At 71.6% G+C, this 19642-nt stretch carries 18 protein-coding genes; 6 read left to right on the forward strand and 12 right to left on the reverse strand.

The genetic code is table 11. The annotated features are described in order from the left end of the window. Positions 1-28: 28 nt before the first annotated feature. Entirely contained in the window at positions 29-790 is a 762-nt protein-coding gene (locus ABZU91_RS12960) for a methyltransferase domain-containing protein (protein ID WP_355238435.1), read from the reverse strand. Here ABZU91_RS12960 and ABZU91_RS12965 point away from each other — a divergent pair. The 4 genes from ABZU91_RS12965 (at position 789) to disA (ending at position 5447) form a co-directional block, all read left to right on the forward strand. After that, complete coding sequence (locus tag ABZU91_RS12965; protein WP_355238440.1) at positions 789-1676, forward strand: UbiA family prenyltransferase; 888 nt, start codon at positions 789-791, stop codon at positions 1674-1676. The genes ABZU91_RS12960 and ABZU91_RS12965 overlap by 2 nt on opposite strands. Before the next feature lie 139 nt (positions 1677-1815). Further along, entirely contained in the window at positions 1816-2592 is a 777-nt protein-coding gene (locus ABZU91_RS12970) for a hypothetical protein (RefSeq protein ID WP_355238443.1), read from the forward strand. An 84-nt stretch (positions 2593-2676) separates the two neighbouring features. Then, positions 2677-4134: a DNA repair protein RadA gene (radA, locus tag ABZU91_RS12975; RefSeq protein ID WP_355238446.1), complete on the forward strand. Its 1458-nt coding sequence runs from the start codon at positions 2677-2679 to the stop codon at positions 4132-4134. 131 nt (positions 4135-4265) lie between these two features. Beyond that, complete coding sequence (disA, locus tag ABZU91_RS12980; protein WP_355238449.1) at positions 4266-5447, forward strand: DNA integrity scanning diadenylate cyclase DisA; 1182 nt, start codon at positions 4266-4268, stop codon at positions 5445-5447. Between the two features lie 6 nt (positions 5448-5453). On the opposite strand, the gene ABZU91_RS12985 is transcribed toward disA, so the two are convergent. The 3 genes from ABZU91_RS12985 to ABZU91_RS12995 all read right to left on the reverse strand — a co-directional run bounded on the left by ABZU91_RS12985 (position 5454) and on the right by ABZU91_RS12995 (position 7400). Then, entirely contained in the window at positions 5454-6200 is a 747-nt protein-coding gene (locus ABZU91_RS12985) for a hypothetical protein (protein ID WP_355238452.1), read from the reverse strand. A gap of 118 nt (positions 6201-6318) precedes the next feature. Next, positions 6319-6891, reverse strand: a complete 573-nt coding sequence (locus ABZU91_RS12990; RefSeq protein WP_355238455.1) for a peptide deformylase — start codon at positions 6889-6891, stop codon at positions 6319-6321. Continuing rightward, positions 6888-7400, reverse strand: coding sequence for an ACT domain-containing protein (locus tag ABZU91_RS12995; protein WP_355238458.1), 513 nt, complete (start codon positions 7398-7400; stop codon positions 6888-6890). The genes ABZU91_RS12990 and ABZU91_RS12995 overlap by 4 nt, the downstream gene beginning before the upstream one ends. 96 nt (positions 7401-7496) lie before the next feature. On the opposite strand from ABZU91_RS12995, the gene ABZU91_RS13000 reads away from it, so the two are divergent. Next, on the forward strand, positions 7497-8408 hold the full coding sequence (locus ABZU91_RS13000; protein WP_355238461.1) for an A/G-specific adenine glycosylase: 912 nt from the start codon (positions 7497-7499) through the stop codon (positions 8406-8408). 426 nt (positions 8409-8834) lie between these two features. Here the strand turns inward: ABZU91_RS13000 and ABZU91_RS13005 are convergent, their stop codons facing one another. The 3 genes from ABZU91_RS13005 to lysS all read right to left on the reverse strand — a co-directional run bounded on the left by ABZU91_RS13005 (position 8835) and on the right by lysS (position 13803). Then, positions 8835-11384: an ATP-dependent Clp protease ATP-binding subunit gene (locus ABZU91_RS13005; RefSeq protein WP_355238464.1), complete on the reverse strand. Its 2550-nt coding sequence runs from the start codon at positions 11382-11384 to the stop codon at positions 8835-8837. Between the two features lie 453 nt (positions 11385-11837). After that, the gene (locus tag ABZU91_RS13010) at positions 11838-12182 is read right to left on the reverse strand and encodes an Lsr2 family protein (protein ID WP_355051005.1); all 345 of its coding nucleotides are present in this window, start codon (positions 12180-12182) and stop codon (positions 11838-11840) included. 112 nt (positions 12183-12294) lie between these two features. Continuing rightward, the gene (lysS, locus tag ABZU91_RS13015; RefSeq protein WP_355238468.1) at positions 12295-13803 is read right to left on the reverse strand and encodes a lysine--tRNA ligase; all 1509 of its coding nucleotides are present in this window, start codon (positions 13801-13803) and stop codon (positions 12295-12297) included. Between the two features lie 87 nt (positions 13804-13890). Here lysS and ABZU91_RS13020 point away from each other — a divergent pair, with 87 nt between their 5' ends. Beyond that, complete coding sequence (locus ABZU91_RS13020; RefSeq protein ID WP_355238471.1) at positions 13891-14655, forward strand: class I SAM-dependent methyltransferase; 765 nt, start codon at positions 13891-13893, stop codon at positions 14653-14655. A 5-nt stretch (positions 14656-14660) separates the two neighbouring features. On the opposite strand, the gene ABZU91_RS13025 is transcribed toward ABZU91_RS13020, so the two are convergent. The 5 genes from ABZU91_RS13025 to panD form a co-directional block, all read right to left on the reverse strand. Beyond that, complete coding sequence (locus ABZU91_RS13025; protein ID WP_355238474.1) at positions 14661-15419, reverse strand: type III pantothenate kinase; 759 nt, start codon at positions 15417-15419, stop codon at positions 14661-14663. 17 nt (positions 15420-15436) lie between these two features. After that, positions 15437-16333 carry a carboxylating nicotinate-nucleotide diphosphorylase gene (gene nadC, locus ABZU91_RS13030; RefSeq protein ID WP_355238477.1) on the reverse strand — a complete coding sequence of 299 codons (897 nt, stop codon included), beginning with the start codon at positions 16331-16333 and terminating at the stop codon, positions 15437-15439. 56 nt (positions 16334-16389) lie between these two features. Then, the gene (locus tag ABZU91_RS13035; protein ID WP_355238480.1) at positions 16390-18087 is read right to left on the reverse strand and encodes an L-aspartate oxidase; all 1698 of its coding nucleotides are present in this window, start codon (positions 18085-18087) and stop codon (positions 16390-16392) included. Between the two features lie 93 nt (positions 18088-18180). Further along, the gene (locus tag ABZU91_RS13040; RefSeq protein WP_355238483.1) at positions 18181-19077 is read right to left on the reverse strand and encodes a septum formation family protein; all 897 of its coding nucleotides are present in this window, start codon (positions 19075-19077) and stop codon (positions 18181-18183) included. A 96-nt stretch (positions 19078-19173) separates the two neighbouring features. After that, on the reverse strand, positions 19174-19602 hold the full coding sequence (panD, locus tag ABZU91_RS13045) for an aspartate 1-decarboxylase (protein ID WP_355238486.1): 429 nt from the start codon (positions 19600-19602) through the stop codon (positions 19174-19176). Between the last annotated feature and the right edge of the window lie 40 nt (positions 19603-19642).

Below are 19642 nucleotides of genomic sequence, written 5' to 3' on the forward strand. Positions count from 1 at the left end.
CGGCGTCCCATACCCCGCCACGAGCGGACTATCCTCTGCGGACCCCCTGGCCCTGGTACAGCACGGCGGTGGACCGGGTCGGCACGATGCGTGGCGCACGACCCGTCGACGGCGCACCCGGCGTCCGCGCGGCGCGGGCGCGCCGCACCAACCAGGCGAGCATCCCCCCGACCTGCGGTCGAATCCCGCGCAGGCGCAGCTCGACACCGTGTCGGGCGCACTCGGTCACCAGTGCCCGCGCGTCCACGAACAACCGTGGATCGTGGATGCCGCGGGGCACCGTGGGCAGCCGTTCGGCGATCCGCACCGCGACCAGCCGGGCCAGCGCCGTGTCGTTCAGCGTGTCCAGCACCAGCAGCCCACCCGGGCGCAGCAGGCGGCACGCCTCGGCCACCGCGCGCGGCCAGTCCGGCACATGCTCCAGCAGCTCACCGGCGGAGACCACGTCGGCGCACCCGTCGGGCAGCGGCACCGCCGTGACGTCGCCCTGGACCACGCGTACGCCGTGCTCGGCAGCCTGGACGAGCGCCGAACGGGTCAGGTCCACCCCGACGTGCCGGTAACCCTTGCCGGCGAGGTGCGGCGCGAGCAGTCCGGCCCCGCAGCCCAGATCGACGAGGACCGCGTCCGGACGCGTCGCCGGCGGCACGAGCGCCGCGCGGGCCTCGGCCAGCCAGTGCAGCATCGCGAACGCGCCATCTGGTCGCCACCACTCGCCGGCCAGATCGTCGTACTGGCGCGGGTCGTTGCGCGGCAGCACCCGCTCAGCGGTGGACGCCACGTCTCGCATGGCTCCGAGCGTGGCACGACTGCTCGGTAACGACCAGACTTCCCTTATGTCGTCGAGGGTGTTAGGGCTGGTCAGAGCGAGCCATCCGGAACCGGCCGCCGCGGTGACCACAGTGTCCGGTCTGCTGGCCTGGGGAGTGGGGCACCGGCCGGTGGGAATCGTCTCGGTGGTGCTGGCCGTACTCGCCAGCCAGCTCGCCGTCGGCTGGACCAACGACGCGTTGGACGCCGAGCGGGACGCCACTGTGGGGCGTACCGACAAGCCGGTCGCCGCTGGCGCGGTGGGCCGGCGCGGCACGGCCTGGGCAGCCGCGGTCGCCGCGCTGGCGTGCCCGCTGCTGGCGCTGACCACGAACCCCACGGCGGCGCTCTGGCTCACGGTCGCCCTGGTCTCCGCGCTGCTCTACGACTGGCCGCTCAAGGCCACCGCGCTGTCGGTCCTGCCGTATGCCGTGTCCTTCGGCGCGCTGCCGGGCTTCGTGGTGCTGGCGCTTCCCGGTGAGCCGACCCCGCCGGTCTGGCTCCTGACGGCGGCGGCCTGCCTCGGCGCCGGCGCGCACTTCGCCAACGTGCTGCCCGACCTCGCCGACGATGCCCGGACCGGCGTGCGCGGCCTGCCGCACCGCCTCGGCGCGGCGGGCAGCCGGACGGCCGCGGCGGGGCTGCTCCTCGCCGCGACCGCCGTCCTGGTCCTGGGGCCGCCCGGACGGCCGTCGGCCCTCGGGCTCGCGGCGGTCGCCACGGCCGCGGTCGTGCCACCGCTGAGCTGGTACGCCGAACGCTCGGCGGCCCGGGCGGGCCGGCGGCCGGTGGCTGCCTTCCGGGCGGTGATGCTGGTGGCTCTCATCGACGTCGTGCTGCTGGTGGCGAGCGGTCGAGTCGTGTGAGGGCACCCGGGAGGGGTGGCAATACCGGGTCCCCGTGCGGGCCTCGATCAGCTCCAACTACCCTGGAGCGCGGTCTGCGCGGGTATGGCCGCCTCGCCCGGCGTGCGCCCGGGTGGGGATCGTAACGAGGAGGACCGACGTGACGCGCTCGATCAACCGATCTCGGCGGGCGGCCCTGGTGCTGTCCGGGATCGCGGCGGCCACCAGCCTGCTGGCGTCCGGCTGCGGCGCCGGTCAGGTCGCCGAGACCGCCGAGAAGGAGCCGTCGGTCCAGGGCGTCAACCTCACGACCCCCAACGGCGCGTACTCGGTGCGCGGTCTGCTGGTGACCTACCCCGGCACCGAGGGTTACCGGGCCGGGCAGGACGCCCCGCTCAACGCGGTGATCTACAACGACTCCAAGAGCACCGTGACGGTCACCGTCACCACCCAGAGCGCCCGCGAGGTGCTGATCTCGGGTGGTTCGGCGAGCGCGACGCCGTCCGCCTCGGAGTCGGCCTCCGAGTCGGCCTCTGCCAGCCCGTCGGGTTCGGCCAGCCCGTCGGGTTCGGCCAGCCCGTCGGCCACCCCCTCCGAGACCGGTTCGTCGTCGGCGACCCCGTCCGCTCCGGAGTCGGCGCGGGCGTCGGGTTCGGCCAGCCCGGCCGCGCCGGGTCAGCCGGCCCGCATCGAGCTGGCCCCGCTGAGCTACCTCCAGCTCAACTCGGAGGCCACCTCGCAGCTGCGGCTGGTCGGCCTGACCGAGGCGCTGCGCTCCGGTCAGAGCGTCGTCGTGACCTTCGACTTCGGTAACGGCAACACCGTCTCCGGTCCCGCGCCGATCGCGGTGCCGCTCACCCCGGCGGCCCGCGTCTCGCCGATCATCGAGCGCGAGGGCGGCTACGAGGGCAACGAGGGCGGCACCACCCACGAGTGACCCCGATCTTGAGTACCGGACACCCCGGCGTGGGAACCACCACGCCGGGGTGTTTTCGTCGTACGAGAGGGCTAGCGTCCTGATGTGACCACCTCCCGATCGACCTCTGGCCGTGGCGGTGCGGCCGGTGCCCCCCGTGCCCGGTCCGCGACCCGCGAACCGCGCCCGGCGTACGAGTGCGACGCCTGCGGGCACCAACCGCCAAAGTGGGTGGGTCGCTGCCCGGAGTGCGGCGAGTGGGGCTCGGTGGTGGAGTCGACGGTGACCGGGCCGACCGTCTCCGGTCGGGTGGTCAGCTCACGACTGCCGAGCGAGCCGGCGCGTCCGATCGCCACCATCAGCGCGGCTCCGGCCCGCGCCCGGCCGACCGGGGTGAGCGAGCTGGACCGGGTGCTCGGCGGTGGCCTGGTGCCCGGCGCGGTGGTGCTGCTCGCCGGCGAGCCCGGCGTGGGCAAGTCGACCCTCCTGCTGGACGTGGCGCAGCAGTGGGCGGTGAATGCCGGCAGCCCTTCCCTGGTGGTCAGCGGCGAGGAGTCGGTCAGTCAGGTCCGGCTGCGCGCCGAGCGGATGGGCACCCTGCACGACCAGCTCTACCTGGCGGCCGAGAGCGACCTGGCGTCGGTGCTCGGGCACCTCGACGCCGTCAAGCCGGGCCTGCTGGTGCTCGACTCGGTGCAGACCATTTCGACCACCGGCACCGAGGGCGTGCCGGGCGGCGTGACCCAGGTGCGTGCGGTCACCGCCGCACTGGTCTCGGTCGCCAAGGAGCGGGGCATCGCGACAGTGCTTGTCGGGCACGTCACCAAGGACGGTCAGGTGGCCGGGCCGCGCGTGCTGGAGCACCTGGTCGACGTGGTGCTGCACTTCGAGGGCGACAAGCACTCCTCGCTACGCCTCGTGCGCGGCGTCAAGAACCGGTTCGGGGCGGCCGACGAGGTCGGCTGCTTCGAGATGCACGAGGGCGGCATCAGCAGCCTTGCCGACCCGTCCGGGCTGTTCCTCACCCGCTACTCGGAACCGGTGCCCGGCACCTGTGTGACCGTGGCGATGGAGGGACGACGGGCCCTGGTCACCGAGGTGCAGGCCCTGATCGGCGCGACGGTCGCCGGCTCTCCCCGCCGTACGGTCTCGGGCCTCGACTCGGCCCGCCTGGCCATGGTGCTCGCGGTCCTGCAACGGCGGACCGAGCGGTTGACCCTGCACGACCGGGAGGTGTTCGCAGCCACCGTGGGCGGCATCCGGGTGGTGGAGCCGGCCGCCGATCTGGCCGTCGCGCTGGCGGTCGCCTCCGGTGGGCTCAACCTCGCGATCGCGCCACACCTCGTGGCCATCGGCGAGGTGGGGCTGACCGGCGAGGTCCGCCGGGTCGGTGCGGTGCCGCGCCGACTGGCCGAGGCCGCCCGCCTGGGCTTCAAGGTGGCGCTTGTTCCGCCCGGCTGCGGCCCGACCAGCACCGGCGCCGGTCCCGAGCAGATGCGGGTGACCGAGGTCACTGATGTCCGTTCGGCCCTGCAACACGCGGCCCGCGCGTCCGCCGAGTGACTCAGCGTGCCGACGCCAACGGCGATACCGGACAGCATCGGCGCAAGTGGGAACGGTTCGAAGGGCGGCATCGTGACACATCACAGTAACCACGACAGCACCCACCGCACGGCAGTCCGTAGACTGTGCCCGTGCCGATCGACCGCGATACCACCAAGCCTGCCGGAGCGCCGCCCCAGGCCCGCACCGGCGCCGTGGGCTCGCCGGCCCGCCCGATCAGCGTGAGCGTGACCGCCGCTGCCGGGGGCGCCGGCGATCCGCTGCGGGCGAATCTCGCCCTGATGGCGCCCGGCACCGCGCTGCGCGACGGATTGGAGCGCATCCTGCGGGGTCGCACCGGCGCGCTCATCGTGCTCGGTTACGACAAGGTCGTCGAGGGTCTCTGCACCGGCGGCTTCCCGCTGGACGTCGAGTTCTCCGCGACCCGGGTCCGGGAGCTGTGCAAGATGGACGGCGCCGTGGTGCTGTCCAGCGACGGCACCCGCATCGTCCGGGCCGCCGTCCACCTGATGCCCGACCCGTCCATTCCGACTGAGGAGTCGGGCACCCGGCACCGCACCGCCGAGCGGGTCGCCCGGCAGACCGGCTACCCGGTGATCTCGGTCAGCCAGTCGATGCGGATCATCAGCCTCTACGTCAACGGCCAGCGGCACGTCCTCGACGACTCGGCGGCGATCCTCTCCCGGGCCAACCAGGCGCTGGCCACCCTCGAGCGTTACAAGCTCCGGCTGGACGAGGTCTCCGGCACGCTCTCCGCGCTCGAGATCGAAGACCTGGTCACCGTGCGGGACGCGGTGGCCGTGGTGCAGCGGCTGGAGATGGTCCGCCGGATCGCCGACGAGATCGCCGGCTACGTCGTCGAGCTGGGCACCGACGGTCGACTGCTCGCCCTCCAACTCGACGAGCTGATGGCCGGCGTCGACGCCGACCGCACGCTCGTCATCCGGGACTACCTGCCCGTCGGCCGCAAGTCCCGCACCCTGGACGAGGCGCTGGTCGAGCTTGACCTGCTCGGTGCCACCGAGTTGATCGACCTGGTGTCGGTGGCCAAGGCGATCGGCTACCCGGCCGCGTCCGACGCGCTGGACGCCGCCGTCAGCCCGCGTGGCTTCCGGCTGCTGGCCAAGGTGCCGCGCCTGCCGGTGGCCGTTGTCGATCGCCTCGTGCTGCACTTCGGCAGCCTCCAGCGGCTGCTGGGTGCGACCGTCGAGGACCTTCAGGCTGTCGAGGGCGTGGGCGACGCCCGTGCCCGGGGCGTCCGCGAGGGCCTGTCCCGGCTCGCGGAGGCTTCCATCCTGGAGCGGTACGTCTGATCCGGCTCAGCCGGTGACGGTGATCTTCACGGGTGCGCTGTACTTGGTGCCGACCCGCGCGAACACCTGGTACGTGCCGGCCGGCGGGAACGGGCCGGCGGCCAGCCCCGCGTCATCGCAGCGCGTGGCGTCCCGCCCGTTCCAGCCCACCTGGTAGGAGCGCTCGAAATTGGGCGTGAACGACTGCACGTCCGAGCCCTTGGCCTTGCCGCAGGTGTCGGAGGACCACACCTTCTCGGCGCCGGCCTTGATGAAGATCTCCTGGACGTCGGCGCCGACGTCGCGGCTGCACGTACGGTCCGAGGTGTTCTTGATCTTCAGTTGGAGGTCCACCAACGCGCCACGCTGGACCGAAGTAGGTCGCGCCACCGACGTCACGCTGATCTCCGCGTCGGTGCAGGTGCCGTCGTCGACCGATCCGGCGGCCGAGCCCGGCGGCGGGTCGTTGCTGGTGACCTCGGGGCTCGGAGTCGTGCCATTCGCGGCATTCGGATCGGCGGACCGGTCCGTGGCATTCGGCGCCGCGGAGCCGGATGCCGGCGGCGCCCCGGTCTGCGGGGTCAGCAACGAACCACTCGGCCCCGGGCTCGACGTCGGAGTCGACGTCGCCCCCGCCCCCGTGTGCCCGCCGGAGCGACCCGAGCCGGTGCAGGAGTAGAGCAGGACAATCAGGAAGAGAAGCCCCGCTCCGAGTACGACGGCGCGACGCCGCCAGTACACGGCGGGTGGCAGGGGGCCGACCGTCAGACGCATGATGCCCCCCACCGTAGTCGCGCCGCACCCACGCACGGGTCACGACGCGCCGGAGCGCCACCCGGGCGGCGCAACGAAGCTCCATTGAGGACGGACAGGCCAGCGCCCGACCACCTGGTCAGAGGTAGACCTTGCGCTGGTAGACAGCGTGCGCGCCGGCCACCCGATCCAGGAAGAGCAACCCCTCGCAGTGGTCGATCTCGTGCTGCAACGCCCGCGCCTCGAAGCCGTCCGTCACCAACCGGACGGGCGCGCCCGTGCCCGGCAGGTCACCCTCCACCACCAGTCGACTGGCCCGCTTGACGTCCCCGGTCAGGTCCGGCACGGACATGCACCCCTCCCGACCCGGCTTCCATCGGGTCGCCTCCACCACCCGGGCGTTGCAGAGCACGAAGGTGCCGTGCACGGTGACCGCCTTCGGGTGGCCTGTCACGTCGACGGCGAAGACCCGGGCGCCGACACCGACCTGCGGTGCCGCCAGACCCACGCAGCCCGGCGAGACCCGCATCGTGGCGACCAGGTCGGCGGCCAACCGGACGGTCTCCTCGGCGGTCGGGTCGACATCGCCTCCGGCCCGGCTCAACACCGGGTGCGGGGCCGACACGACGGCCCGCACCTCGCCAGCCACAGCCAGCGCCTCCGGCGTCCAACCCCCCAGACCGGCGTACGACCCGCGCTGCTCGTCGCTCACAGCAGATCCGGGTCTGCCGGCCGGAGGGTGACCTCGACCCCCACCTCGGCGGCCGTCCGGTGCAGCCGTTCGGTCAACGCCTCGACGACCCCCGCCGGCAACTCGACCTCGGCCAACACCACATAGAGCGAACCCGCCAACCGGGTGCTCAGGTCGGTGACGTTCCCGCCGGCGTCCACGAGCACACGGGTCATCGCCGCCACGATGCCCATCCGATCCGACCCGTGCACCGCCAGCACGTACGGCTCGCCGGCCGGTGCCACCGCACCGTCGGGCGTGACCGCGCGCACGGTCGCCAGTAGCTGCCCCTCGGCCGCCAGCGGCACCAACGCCGCCTCCACCTCGGCCGCAGCCGGTCCCGTGCAGATGAGGGTCATCGCGAAGTGCCCCCGCAGTCGGGTCATCGTGCTGTCGGTGAGGTTCGCGCCCAGCCGGGCCAGCACCTCGGCGACGTCGGCCACGATGCCAGGCCGGTCTCGACCGATGACGGTGATCGCGAGCTCGTTCATCCGCGCATTCTGCCCGACCCGCCCACCGCCACCGCGACACCCCGCCCGAGCCGCCCAACCTGCGGGACCGGACCGCGTGACATCATCGACGACGCCATGACTCAACCCGATTTCGCCGCCCTGGTCAGCCGATGGTTCCAGCAGCACGCCCGTGACCTGCCGTGGCGGGAACGCGGCGTGAGCCCGTGGGCCATCCTGGTCAGCGAGGTCATGCTCCAGCAGACGCCGGTGGTCCGGGTGGTGCCGGCCTGGCAGGCCTGGCTGGCCCGCTGGCCCGACCCCGCCGCGCTGGCGGCGGACACCCCGGCCGAGGCGATCCGCATGTGGGGACGCCTCGGCTATCCCCGCCGCGCGGTCCGTCTGCGGGAGTGCGCGGTAGCCATCGTGGACCGGCACGGCGGTCAGGTACCCGACCGGCTGGAACAGCTGCTGGCGCTGCCCGGCGTGGGCACGTACACGGCCCGCGCGGTGGCCGCGTTCGCGTTCGGGCAACGGCATCCGGTGGTCGACACGAACGTACGCCGGGTGGTCTGTCGAGCCGTGGCCGGTGAGCCGGACGCCGGACCGGTCACCCGTCCCGCCGACCTGGTCGCCACCGAAGAGCTGCTGCCGCCGGAACCCGCCGCTGCCGCGCTCGCCAGCGCCGCGTTCATGGAACTGGGGGCGGTGGTCTGCACTGCCCGCTCACCGCGGTGCACGGCCTGCCCGGTCGAGTCGGTCTGCGCGTGGCGGGCCTCCGGGCAGGAGCCGCCGACCGGCCCGACCCGCCGACCCCAGCGGTACGCGGGCACCGACCGGCAGGTACGCGGACTGCTGCTCGGTGTGCTCCGGGAGACCACCGGGCCGGTCCCGCACCAGCGCCTCGACCAGGTCTGGACCGACACCGTGCAGCGCGCACGGGCGCTGGCCGGCCTCGTGCAGGACGGACTTGTGGAGCCGGTCGGCGACGACTCGTTCCGGCTCGCCGGCGACGGCCCGTCGACCGCCACCGCCAACCTGACCACCTGACCACCTGACCAACTCGCCCCCGCACTCAGCCTCCACCGGCAGTCACCCTCGGGGCGGGCGCGGTGCACCACCCTCCTGCGCGCCCTTTGCTCTGCTTCAGCGGAGGCAACACCCAGCCGCCACGAGTGTTGCCTCCGCTGAAGCAGAGCAAAGGTGGTGTTGTGGGCGGTCCGGCCGCCCTCGGCGGCACGCCGGACGGCCGGGCGTACCTCCCCGGCGATGAGCGGTGGTCGCGACTCCCGTACCCCGGCACCCGGGCGCGCACGGCTCGCCCGCCGCGGCACTGAGCGAGGCACTTCGGGCGCGGCGTTGTGCGCGGCACCTCGGGCGCGGCATTGAGCGCGGCGTCGAGTTGAGGGCGGTGCGCAGAAAGAGGCGGGGCCCCGGTGGCTTACGCCGCCGGAGCCCCGCCCCCTGTGCTGCTGGTTATGCCACCTCGTCCGTCGCCGCTGCCGCGGTGCCGGCGGCCGTGCCACCGAGGTCGGCCGGAACGGCGTCCGGAACCTCGACCGGCTTCTCGGCACCCCGGAAGACGAGCTTGGACTTCTCGATGTCGTTCGGGTCGCCCTCGCAGTCCACCACCACGATCTGACCGGGGGTCAGCTCGTTGAACAGGATCCGCTCGGAGAGGTTGTCCTCGATGTCGCGCTGGATCGTGCGACGAAGCGGACGGGCACCGAGCACCGGGTCGAAGCCCTTCGCCGCCAGGTACTTCTTGGCGTTGTCGGTCAGCTCCAGACCCATGTCCTTGTTGCGCAGCTGGCCTTCGATCCGCTGGATCATGATGTCCACGATCGAGAGGATCTCGGTCTGACGCAGCTGGTGGAAGACGATGGTGTCGTCGATCCGGTTGAGGAACTCAGGCCGGAAGTGCTGCTTGAGCTCGTCGTTGACCTTCTGCTTCATCCGGTCGTAGGTGGACTCGGAGTCCTCCGACTGCTGGAAGCCCAGCGACACCGCCTTGGCGACGTCACGGGTGCCCAGGTTGGTGGTCAGGATGATGACCGTGTTCTTGAAGTCCACGATCCGACCCTGACCGTCGGTGAGCCGACCGTCCTCCAGAATCTGCAGGAGCGTGTTGAACACGTCCGGGTGGGCCTTCTCGATCTCGTCGAAGAGGACCACCGAGAACGGACGACGACGCACCTTCTCGGTGAGCTGCCCGCCCTCGTCGTAACCGACGTAGCCGGGAGGGGCACCCACGAGACGGGACACCGTGTACCGGTCGTGGAACTCGGACATGTCCAGCTGGATGAGGGCGTCCTCGCTGCCGAAGAGGAACTCGGCGAGCGCCTTGGACAGCTCGGTCTTACCCACACCGGACGGGCCGGCGAAGATGAACGAGCCCGAGGGGCGCTTCGGGTCCTTCAGGCCGGCCCGGGTACGCCGGATCGCCTTCGAGACCGCCTTGACCGCGTCCTCCTGGCCGATGACGCGCTTGTGCAGCTCGTCCTCCATGCGCAGCAGGCGCGAGGTCTCCTCCTCGGTCAGCTTGTAGACCGGGATGCCGGTCCAGTTGCCGAGCACCTCGGCGATCTGCTCGTCGTCGACCTCGCTGACGACGTCCAGGTCACCGGCCTTCCACTCCTTCTCCCGCTGCGCCTTCTGACCGAGGAGCTGCTTCTCCTTGTCGCGCAGCTGGGCGGCGCGCTCGAAGTCCTGCGCGTCGATCGCGGACTCCTTGTCGCGACGCACCTGGGCGATGCGCTCGTCGAAGTCACGCAGGTCTGGCGGCGCGGTCATCCGACGGATCCGCATCCGGGCACCGGCCTCGTCGATCAGGTCGATCGCCTTGTCCGGCAGGAAGCGGTCGGAGATGTACCTGTCGGCCAGGGTCGCGGCGGCCACGAGAGCGGCGTCCGTGATCGAGACCCGGTGGTGCGCCTCGTAACGGTCACGCAGGCCCTTGAGGATCTCGATGGTGTGCGCCAGCGACGGCTCACCCACCTGGATCGGCTGGAAGCGGCGCTCGAGAGCGGCGTCCTTCTCCAGGTGCTTGCGGTACTCGTCGAGCGTGGTGGCACCGATGGTCTGCAGCTCGCCACGGGCCAGCATCGGCTTGAGGATGCTCGCGGCGTCGATCGCGCCCTCGGCGGCACCCGCACCCACCAGGGTGTGGATCTCGTCGATGAACAGGATGATGTCGCCGCGGGTGCGGATCTCCTTGAGCACCTTCTTGAGGCGCTCCTCGAAGTCACCGCGGTAGCGGGATCCGGCGACCAGCGCACCCAGATCGAGCGTGTAGAGCTGCTTGTCCTTCAGAGTCTCGGGCACCTCGCCCTTGATGATCTTCTGGGAAAGCCCCTCCACCACGGCGGTCTTACCGACGCCGGGCTCACCGATCAGGACCGGGTTGTTCTTGGTACGGCGGGACAGCACCTGCATGACCCGCTCGATTTCCTTCTCGCGCCCGATGACCGGGTCGAGCTTGCCCTCGCGGGCGGCCTGGGTCAGGTTGCGGCCGAACTGGTCCAGCACGAGGCTGGTCGACGGCGCGGCCTCACCCGGAGCGGCGCCTGCGGCGGCGGGCTCCTTGCCCTGGTAACCGGAGAGGAGCTGGATCACCTGCTGGCGGACCCGGTTGAGGTCGGCGCCGAGCTTGACCAGCACCTGGGCGGCGACGCCCTCACCCTCGCGGATCAGCCCGAGCAGGATGTGCTCCGTGCCGATGTAGTTGTGGCCGAGCTGCAGCGCCTCGCGCAGCGACAGCTCCAGCACCTTCTTGGCCCGCGGCGTGAACGGGATGTGCCCGCTCGGCGCCTGCTGACCCTGGCCGATGATTTCCTCGACCTGCTGGCGCACGCCCTCCAGGGAGATGCCGAGGCTCTCCAGAGCCTTGGCGGCGACGCCCTCACCCTCGTGGATGAGGCCCAGCAGGATGTGCTCCGTACCGATGTAGTTGTGGTTGAGCATCCGGGCCTCTTCTTGGGCCAGGACGACAACCCGTCGCGCTCGGTCGGTGAACCGCTCGAACATGCCCTCGTGCTCCTCACGTGCCGTGCGCCTTGATGGTCTAGATCTCGGCGGGGCCGGTGCACGAACGTCCAAGACGGGCGTCCGTGCCTCCTTACTCTATCGTCGCTGACCGACTCAGCTGAGGTCGTGTCTCTCTGGTCGGGGTCGGTTCCACGTCGTTTTGCACAACCGTCCGCGCTCAGGAGGTGTTCCGGTAGCCCTGTCGCTACGCGCAGAGCGAAATCCGACGGTCCACGCGGAGGCCTCCAGCCGGTCGTCCACAGGCTGTGGATAGGTACTCCACCGCCTGTGGACAACGCCGGTCGGGCCGCCCGCCATTCCCGCCCGCGCCCGCGCCCGTGGCTCCGATCCGACCCGACGGGTCGGGAATACGGCGACGCCGGCCCGGAGAGTGCTCCGGCCCGGCGTCGGTGTCGCCTGGCGGTGGCGGCTGCCACCGGTCAGCTGAACGGATCAGCGCTTGGCGTGGAACTCGTCGACGATCTCCTGCGGAATACGACCCCGGTCCGAGATGTCCTTGCCGGCCTTCTTGGCCCAGTCCCGGATCGCCTTGTTCTGCTCCCGGTCGGCGGTGGCGCCGCCGCGACCACGAGCAGCCCGTCCACCGATCACCACGCCACCGCGACCGACCTTGGTGCCGGCTCCGACGTACGGCGCGAATACGTCGCGCAATTTCGCGGCGTTGGCGCCGGACAGGTCGATCTCGTACTGAACGCCGTCGAGCGCGAACTTGACGGTCTCGTCCGCGTCCCCGCCGTCCAGGTCATCGACCAGCTTGTGAATGATCTGCTTGGCCACGTCCCACATTCCTTTCGAGCAGGGCGCTCCTGCTAATGAGAGCACAATAGCCCGCGTGCTGCTCGCCCCGTCAATAGGATGCCGTTACGACTCGCTGGGAGTCGGCGGTCGACTACTCCGGGCGGACCAACGGGAAGAGGATCGTTTCCCGAATTCCGAGGCCGGTGAGGGCCATCAAGAGGCGGTCGATTCCCATTCCCATACCCCCGGCCGGAGGCATTCCGTACTCCATGGCCCGGAGAAAGTCCTCGTCGAGACGCATCGCCTCGTCATCACCACGGGCGGCGAGCTGCGCCTGGGCGACCAGCCGTTCCCGCTGCACCACCGGGTCGACCAGCTCGGAGTACCCGGTGCCCAGCTCGAAACCGAGGACGTAGAGGTCCCACTTCTCGGCAAGCCCCGGCTCGCTGCGGTGCGCCCGGGTGAGCGGGCTGGTCTCCTCCGGGTAGTCCCGTACGAAGGTGGGCGCCTGCAGGCCGGGGACGACCAGTTCCTCGAACAGCTCCTCGGCCAGCTTGCCCGGGCCCCACTTCGGGTCCACGGCCAATCCCACCTTGTCCGCGTACTCGACCAGCCGGGAACGTTCGGTACGGACCGTGACCTCCTCGCCGAGCGCCTCGGAAAGGACCCCGAACAGGGGCACCGATCGCCACTCCCCGCCCAGGTCGAACTCCCGCCCGTCGGCGTGGGTCACCACCGTCGAGCCGCTCACCGCGATCGCCGCCTGTTGCACGAGATTGCGGGTCAACTCGCCGATCGTGTCGTAGTCCCCGTACGCCTGGTAGGTCTCCAGCATCGCGAACTCGGGCGAGTGCGAAGAGTCGACACCCTCATTACGGAAGTTGCGGTTGATCTCAAAGACGCGGTCCACGCCACCGACGACGGCACGCTTCAAAAACAGTTCCGGAGCGATTCGCAGATACAGATCGGTGCTCAACGCATTGCTGTGGGTCACGAACGGTCGGGCCGTCGCGCCACCGTGCAACAGTTGCAGCATCGGAGTTTCCACCTCGATGAAACCCTGACCGTGCAGTGCATCGCGCAGGCTGCGTACCGCCGCCGCGCGGGTACGGACCATCTGCCGGGCCTGCGGACGCACGACCAGGTCCACGTAGCGCTGCCGGACCCGCGCCTCCTCGGAGAGCGGCTTGTGCGCCACCGGTAACGGCCGCAGCGCCTTGGCGGTCATCTCCCACCGCTGCGCCAGCACCGACAGCTCGCCCCGGCGGCTCGTGATCACCTCGCCGGTCACGCCGACGTGGTCACCCAGGTCGACCAGGCGCTTCCAGGCCTCCAACCGCTCCGCGCCGACCTTGTCGAGGGACAGCATGGCCTGCAACTCGGTGCCGTCGCCGTCGCGCAGGGTCGCGAAGCAGAGCTTCCCCGTGTTGCGTACGAAGATCACCCGGCCGGTGACCGAGACCTCGTCGCCGGTGGCGGTGTCGGTGGGCAACTCGGCGTAGCGGGTACGGATCTCGGCCAGCGTGGTGGTCCGGGGGAACCCGACCGGGTAGGGCTCGACGCCGTCGGCGAGCATCCGGTCCCGCTTCTCCCGGCGGACCTTCATCTGCTCGGGAAGGTCATCGGCGGGGTCCACTGGCACGGCGTTCTGCTCGCTCACGGCACGCTTCCTCGTCACGGGAGATACAGGGGGTCAGGCCCGAGCGTACTCAAGCGTTCCGGGAGCCGTTAGCGGATACTGCCCGTCATGGTCGATCACACTCACGCCCTGTCCTTCGGTGCTGCGGCGAGCGATTACGACCGGTTCCGACCCACCTATCCCGAAGAGGCGATTCGTTGGGCCCTCGACGGCCTGAGCGACGCCGGACGGGCCGAGCCAGGCGACGGCGGACAGGTTGTCGACCTGGGCGCGGGAACCGGCATCCTGACGCGCGCCGTGCAGGCCCTGGGCTTCCACGTCGTACCCGTCGAGCCTGATCAGGGGATGCGGACGCAACTCGCGGTCTCGACGCCGGGCACGACGGCGCTGGCGGGCAGCGCGGAGGCCGTGCCACTGCCCGACGGCGTGGCGGACGCGGTGCTGGTCGGGACGGCGTACCACTGGTTCGACCGAGAGCCCGCGCACGCCGAGATCGCCCGGGTACTGCGCCCCGGCGGCATCTTCGCCCCCATCTGGAACATTCGCGACGACAGCGTCGAATGGGTGGCGGAGCTGGGCAGGATCGCCCACCTCGACGACAAGTCGGCCGATCTGGTCCAGAAGAACACCGACTTCGGTCCCGGGTTCACGGCGGTCGAGGCGCGCGAGTTCGGCCACCGCACGGTCCTCACGCCGGGCGAGGTGCTGGGCATGATCCGCACCCGTTCGTACTGGCTCACCGCCTCGACCGACGACCAGCGGCGGGTCGAACGCGAGCTGGCCGGCCTGCTGGACACCCACCCCGCCCTGGCCGGCCGGGAAACCGTCGAGCTGCCGTACCGGACGTTGGTCCTGCGCGCCCGACGCCTCTGACCCGGTCAGATGTTGCGCTCGTAGACCATCCGCAGGCCGATCAGGGTGATCATCGGCTCGTGGTGGGTGATGCTGCGGCATTCGTTCATCACCAGGGAGGCGAGGCCGCCGGTGGCGATCACCGCCCGCACCTCGCCCAGCTCCTCGGTCATCCGCTCGACGATCCGGTCCACCTGCCCGGCGAAGCCGAAGTACAGGCCGGCCTGGAGGCACTCCACGGTGTTCTTGCCGATCACCGAGCGGGGCTTGGTGGCCTCGACCTTGCGCAGCTGGGCGGCCCGGGCCGCGAGCGCGTCGAAGGAGATCTCGATGCCCGGCGCGAACGCGCCGCCGAGGAACTCGCCGCGACCGCTGATCACGTCGAAGTTGGTGGTGGTGCCGAAGTCCACGACGATCGACGGCCCACCGTAGAGCGTGTACGCGGCCAGGGTGTTCACCACCCGGTCGGCGCCCACCTCCTTCGGGTTGTCGATCGCCAACTGCACCCCGGTGCGCACGCCGGGCTCGACGATGACACTCGGCAGGTCGGCGTAGTAGCGGTCGAGCATGGTCCGCAGCGAGCGCAGCGCGGCGGGCACCGTGGAGCAGGCCGCCACACCGGTGATCTCGACGTTGTCCCCGGCGAGCAGACCCCGGAACATCAGGCCCAGCTCGTCCGCCGTCGAACGGGCGTCGGTCTTGATCCGCCAGGAGTGCACCAGCTTGTCGCCCTCGAAGGTCGCCAGCACGGTGTTGGTGTTTCCGATGTCGATGCAGAGCAGCACGCTCGCAGCCTAGACAACTAATCGGTGCGCAGGTCCAGCGCGATGTCCAGGATCGGCGACGAGTGCGTCAACGCGCCCACCGAGAGGAAGTCGACGCCGGTGGCCGCGTAGCGGGCCGCCACCTCCAGGGTCAGGCCGCCGGTCGCCTCCAGCTCCGCCCGGTCGCCCACCGCCGCGACCGCCTCGGCCAGCACCTGGGGGGTCATGTTGTCGCAGAGCAGGAAGTCCGCCCCGGCCTCCACCGCCTCCACGGCCTCGGCGACGGTGGTCACCTCGACCTGCACCGGCACCTCCGGAAACGACTCCCGGACCCGCCGGTACGCCGCAGTGATGCCCCCGGCCGCCAGCTTGTGGTTGTCCTTGATCATGGCCACGTCATAGAGGCCCATCCGCTTGTTGGTACCGCCGCCGGCCCGGACCGCGTACTTTTCCAGCGCCCGCAGGCCCGGCGTCGTCTTGCGGGTGTCCAGCACCATCGCCTTCGTGCCGGCCAGGGCGTCCGCCCAGGCCCGGGTGTGGGTGGCCACCCCGGACATCCGGCAGAGCAGGTTGAGCGCCGTCCGCTCGGCCGTCAGCAGCAACCGGGTCGGGCCGGCCACCGTCGCCAGCACGTCGCCGCGGGCCACCCGCTCGCCGTCGTGGACCGACACCGACATCTCGACGGTACGACCGAAGTCCGTCACCTCGCCCACCAGCTCGAACACCGCGGCAGCCACCGCCAGCCCAGCCACCACGCCGTCCGCCCGGGCGATCAGATCGGCGGTGTCGGTCTGCTCGGCCGGGATGGTCGCCACGCTGGTGACATCCAGGAACTCCGGCCCCAGATCCTCGACCAGCGCGTTCTCCACCACCCGGCGTACCTGCTCCGGGTCCAGTCCGGCCGCTCGCAGCGCCGCCCGCGTCGACTCCGTCATCATCATCATCTCCGTTCGCGACTGCGGGGCTCGCAGAACCGGCTCACTCCTCGCGCTCACTGGTCGCTCCCCTCCCACTGCTGCGTCATCCGACCCTGCGTCCCGACCGAACCGACGAGGTGGCCCCGCCACCGCTCGTCCGCCGTCGGGAAGTCCTCCCGCCAGTGGCAACCCCGCGTCTCGCCCCGCGCGTAGGCCGCCCCGACGAGCGTCGCCGCCACCGTGAGCAGGTTCGTCGCCTCCCAGTCGGCGGTCCGGGGTCGACCCCGGGCGGCACCCACCTCGGTCAGCGTCCCGGCCGCCTCGGCCAGCGTCGCCGCCGAGCGCAGCACCCCGGCCCCACGGGTCATCGCCCGCTGCAACGTCGACGTCGCCTCGGCCGGTACGACCCAGCCCGCGCCACCCCGCCAGGCGCCGACGTCGGCCGGTTGGGCCTGCTCGGGCAGGCCGGCCGCGATGTCGTCGGCGATGCGCCGGGAGAACACCAGTCCTTCCAGCAGCGAGTTGCTGGCCAGCCGGTTCGCGCCGTGCACGCCCGTGCAGGCCACCTCGCCGCAGGCGTACAGACCGGGGATCGACGTGCGGCCGCGCAGGTCGGTGCGGACTCCGCCGGAGGCGTAGTGGGCGGCCGGCGCCACCGGGATCAGGTCGGTCGCCGGGTCCACGCCGATCGCCAGGCAGGACGCCACGATGGTCGGGAAACGCGCGGCCAGGAAGTCGCCGCCCAGGTGCCGGGCGTCGAGGAAGACGTGGTCCGCGCCGCTGGCCAGCAGCACCCGGTGGATGCCCTTGGCCACCACGTCCCGGGGGGCCAGCTCGGCCAGCTCGTGCTGGCCCACCATGAACCGCTTGCCGTCGGCGTCCACCAGGTACGCCCCCTCGCCGCGCAGCGCCTCGGAGACCAGCGGCTGCTGCGCGTGCCCGGCGCCGGGCACCCCGGCACGGGACGGGGTGATCAGCGCGGTCGGGTGGAACTGCACGAACTCCACGTCGGTCACCGCCGCGCCGGCCCGCAGCGCCAACGCCACGCCGTCGCCGGTGGAGACCGCCGGATTGGTGGTGGCCGCGAAGATCTGCCCCATCCCGCCGGTGGCCAGCACCACCGCCCGGGCCAGCAGCGCGCCCACGCCGTCCTCGCTGCCCTCACCGAGCACGTGCAGGGTGATCCCGCACGCCGGGCCGAGGCCGTCCGGGCCGTCGCCGGGCGCGCGCAGCAGGTCCAGCACGAGGGCGTGCTCGACCAGCCTGATCCACGGGTCGCGCTGCACCGCCGCGTGCAGGGCCCGCTGCACCTCGGCACCCGTCGCGTCACCGCCGGCGTGCACGATCCGGTCCGCCCGGTGCCCGCCCTCGCGGGTCAGCATCAGCGAGCCGTCCGGGTGGCGGTCGAACTCGGCGCCGATCCGCATCAGCTCCCGCAGCCGCGTCGGCCCCTCCTCGACGAGGACCCGTACCGCCGCCGGGTCGCAGAGCCCCACGCCGGCGATCTCGGTGTCCCGAGCGTGCGCCGCCGGGGTGTCCGCCGGGTCGAGCACCGCGGCGATGCCGCCCTGCGCCCACCGGGTCGAGCCGTCATCGATGTTGACCTTGGTGACGACCGTGACGTGCAGGCCCGCCTCACGCAGGTGCAGCGCGGCGGTCAGTCCGGCCACCCCGGACCCCACCACGATCACGTCGGTGGTCTCCACCCAGCCGGGCTCGGGCGCGGCCAGCAGTCGGGGCAGGGCCGGCAGGTCGACCGTCGGGAGGTCCATCCCACCAGTCAACCCGAAGGAGCCTCGCCGGGGGAGGCGGGGGCTCAACGAGTGGTTTGGGCTACCCCGTCCGGCCGGGAACGAGCAGCTTGTTCACTTCGTCCGCACCGGCAGACCCGCCGAGCCCGCGCCCTTCAACGACGCCGTGACCGTACGGTCGCTCAACCACAGGTAGCAGCGAACCCCACGGTCGCCGACCCGCCAACGCCCCGCACCCGGCGGACGTACCACCACACCGCTGCGGAACCGCAGGTCGGAGTCGTCGGGCACGCCCACGTAGCGGCCGAGGACGCTGCGGCAGCCGGTGTAGAGCGGCGCCCAGTCGGCGTCCTTGGCCGGGTACGGCTTGTCCGGCGCTCGCCACACCCCGACGAACTCGGCATCGTGCCGACCACCGCACTCCACCGGGACCAGCGTCTGCACACCGCGTCCCGCCCCGGCGCGGGTCTGCTGGCAGCCCAACCGCAGCCCGGAGGCCCCCTTCAACGCGTTCCGCAGGCTCCCCGACCGGACCACCACAGTGGCCGCCGCCTCGACAGTTGTCAGTTCGGTCACGTCGCACCGGTACCAGCGGGAGCCGGCCGCCCAGCCCGGCCCGGAGGGCAGCGCCACCGACAGCCGCAGCCGGCCGGCCCGCCAGTCGTCGCCCACGTACGCGGAGGCCCTGGTGTCGCACTCGGCGAACGCCCCGCGCAGCTCCACCGAACCGGTGGCCGGCGCGGCGGGGCGCTCGGGCGGGAACGCCCCCACATGCACGGTCTCCACCAGGTGCGGGCCGGCACAGTCGATCGGCTGGTAGGCGGCCAGCGTGACCACCTCGATGAAGTCGGCGGCCTGGCACACCCCGGCGGCCGGCGTGAAGGCCGTCGCCGCCGGCAGCGCCGCCCAGTCATCGGTCAGATCACCGTCGAGGCCGCCGGACCCGGCACAGCCCACCAGCAACACTGCCGTGGCGGCAGTGGCGAACAGGGTCGTCATGGCACGACGCATCGCGGCCTCCCCCAGCCACCTACCGGCTTCCGCCAGCGTGCCCAGGGTAACCGGAAATGACCTTCCGGTAACAGACCGGAATCGCGTCGCGCGAGATCAGACTCCGGACACCGCGAGTGGATTGGGCATCGGGTCACCGGCCGTTCCCGGCGCCGCCGTGGAGGGGTCCACGCCCAGCTCGACCACCCGGTTGTCGGCGTCCACGTGCACCACCCGTGGCCGGTACGACCGGGCCTCCGCATCGTCCATCTGCCCGTACGAGATGAGGATGACCAGGTCACCCGGGTGCACGAGGTGCGCTGCGGCACCGTTGATGCCGATCACACCGCTGCCCCGCCGACCCGGAATGACGTACGTCTCCAACCGGGCGCCGTTGGTGATGTCCACGATCGCGACCTGCTCGCCGGGGATCAGGTCGGCGGCGTCGAGCAGGTCCTCGTCCACCGTCACCGAACCCACGTAGTGCAGGTCGGCCTGGGTCACCGTGGCGCGGTGGATCTTCGACTTGAGCATGGTCCGCAGCATCGGACTGGCCTTTCGGAAAGGTGGTGGTGGGGTGAGGCCG

This window comes from Micromonospora sp. NPDC005174 (genome assembly GCF_040608495.1).
Lineage (GTDB): Bacteria > Actinomycetota > Actinomycetes > Mycobacteriales > Micromonosporaceae > Micromonospora.

Coding starts and splice junctions, on each gene's coding strand:
- ABZU91_RS12965 (WP_355238440.1), top strand. CDS start 789: ATGGCTCCGAGCGTGGCACGACTGCTCGGTAACGACCAGACTTCCCTT.
- ABZU91_RS13000 (WP_355238461.1), top strand. CDS start 7,497: ATGACTCAACCCGATTTCGCCGCCCTGGTCAGCCGATGGTTCCAGCAG.
- ABZU91_RS13040 (WP_355238483.1), bottom strand. CDS start 19,077: ATGCGTCGTGCCATGACGACCCTGTTCGCCACTGCCGCCACGGCAGTG.
- ABZU91_RS13035 (WP_355238480.1), bottom strand. CDS start 18,087: ATGGACCTCCCGACGGTCGACCTGCCGGCCCTGCCCCGACTGCTGGCC.
- ABZU91_RS12960 (WP_355238435.1), bottom strand. CDS start 790: ATGCGAGACGTGGCGTCCACCGCTGAGCGGGTGCTGCCGCGCAACGAC.
- nadC (WP_355238477.1), bottom strand. CDS start 16,333: ATGACGGAGTCGACGCGGGCGGCGCTGCGAGCGGCCGGACTGGACCCG.
- ABZU91_RS12995 (WP_355238458.1), bottom strand. CDS start 7,400: ATGAACGAGCTCGCGATCACCGTCATCGGTCGAGACCGGCCTGGCATC.
- ABZU91_RS12985 (WP_355238452.1), bottom strand. CDS start 6,200: ATGCGTCTGACGGTCGGCCCCCTGCCACCCGCCGTGTACTGGCGGCGT.
- ABZU91_RS13005 (WP_355238464.1), bottom strand. CDS start 11,384: ATGTTCGAGCGGTTCACCGACCGAGCGCGACGGGTTGTCGTCCTGGCC.
- panD (WP_355238486.1), bottom strand. CDS start 19,602: ATGCTGCGGACCATGCTCAAGTCGAAGATCCACCGCGCCACGGTGACC.
- ABZU91_RS13020 (WP_355238471.1), top strand. CDS start 13,891: ATGGTCGATCACACTCACGCCCTGTCCTTCGGTGCTGCGGCGAGCGAT.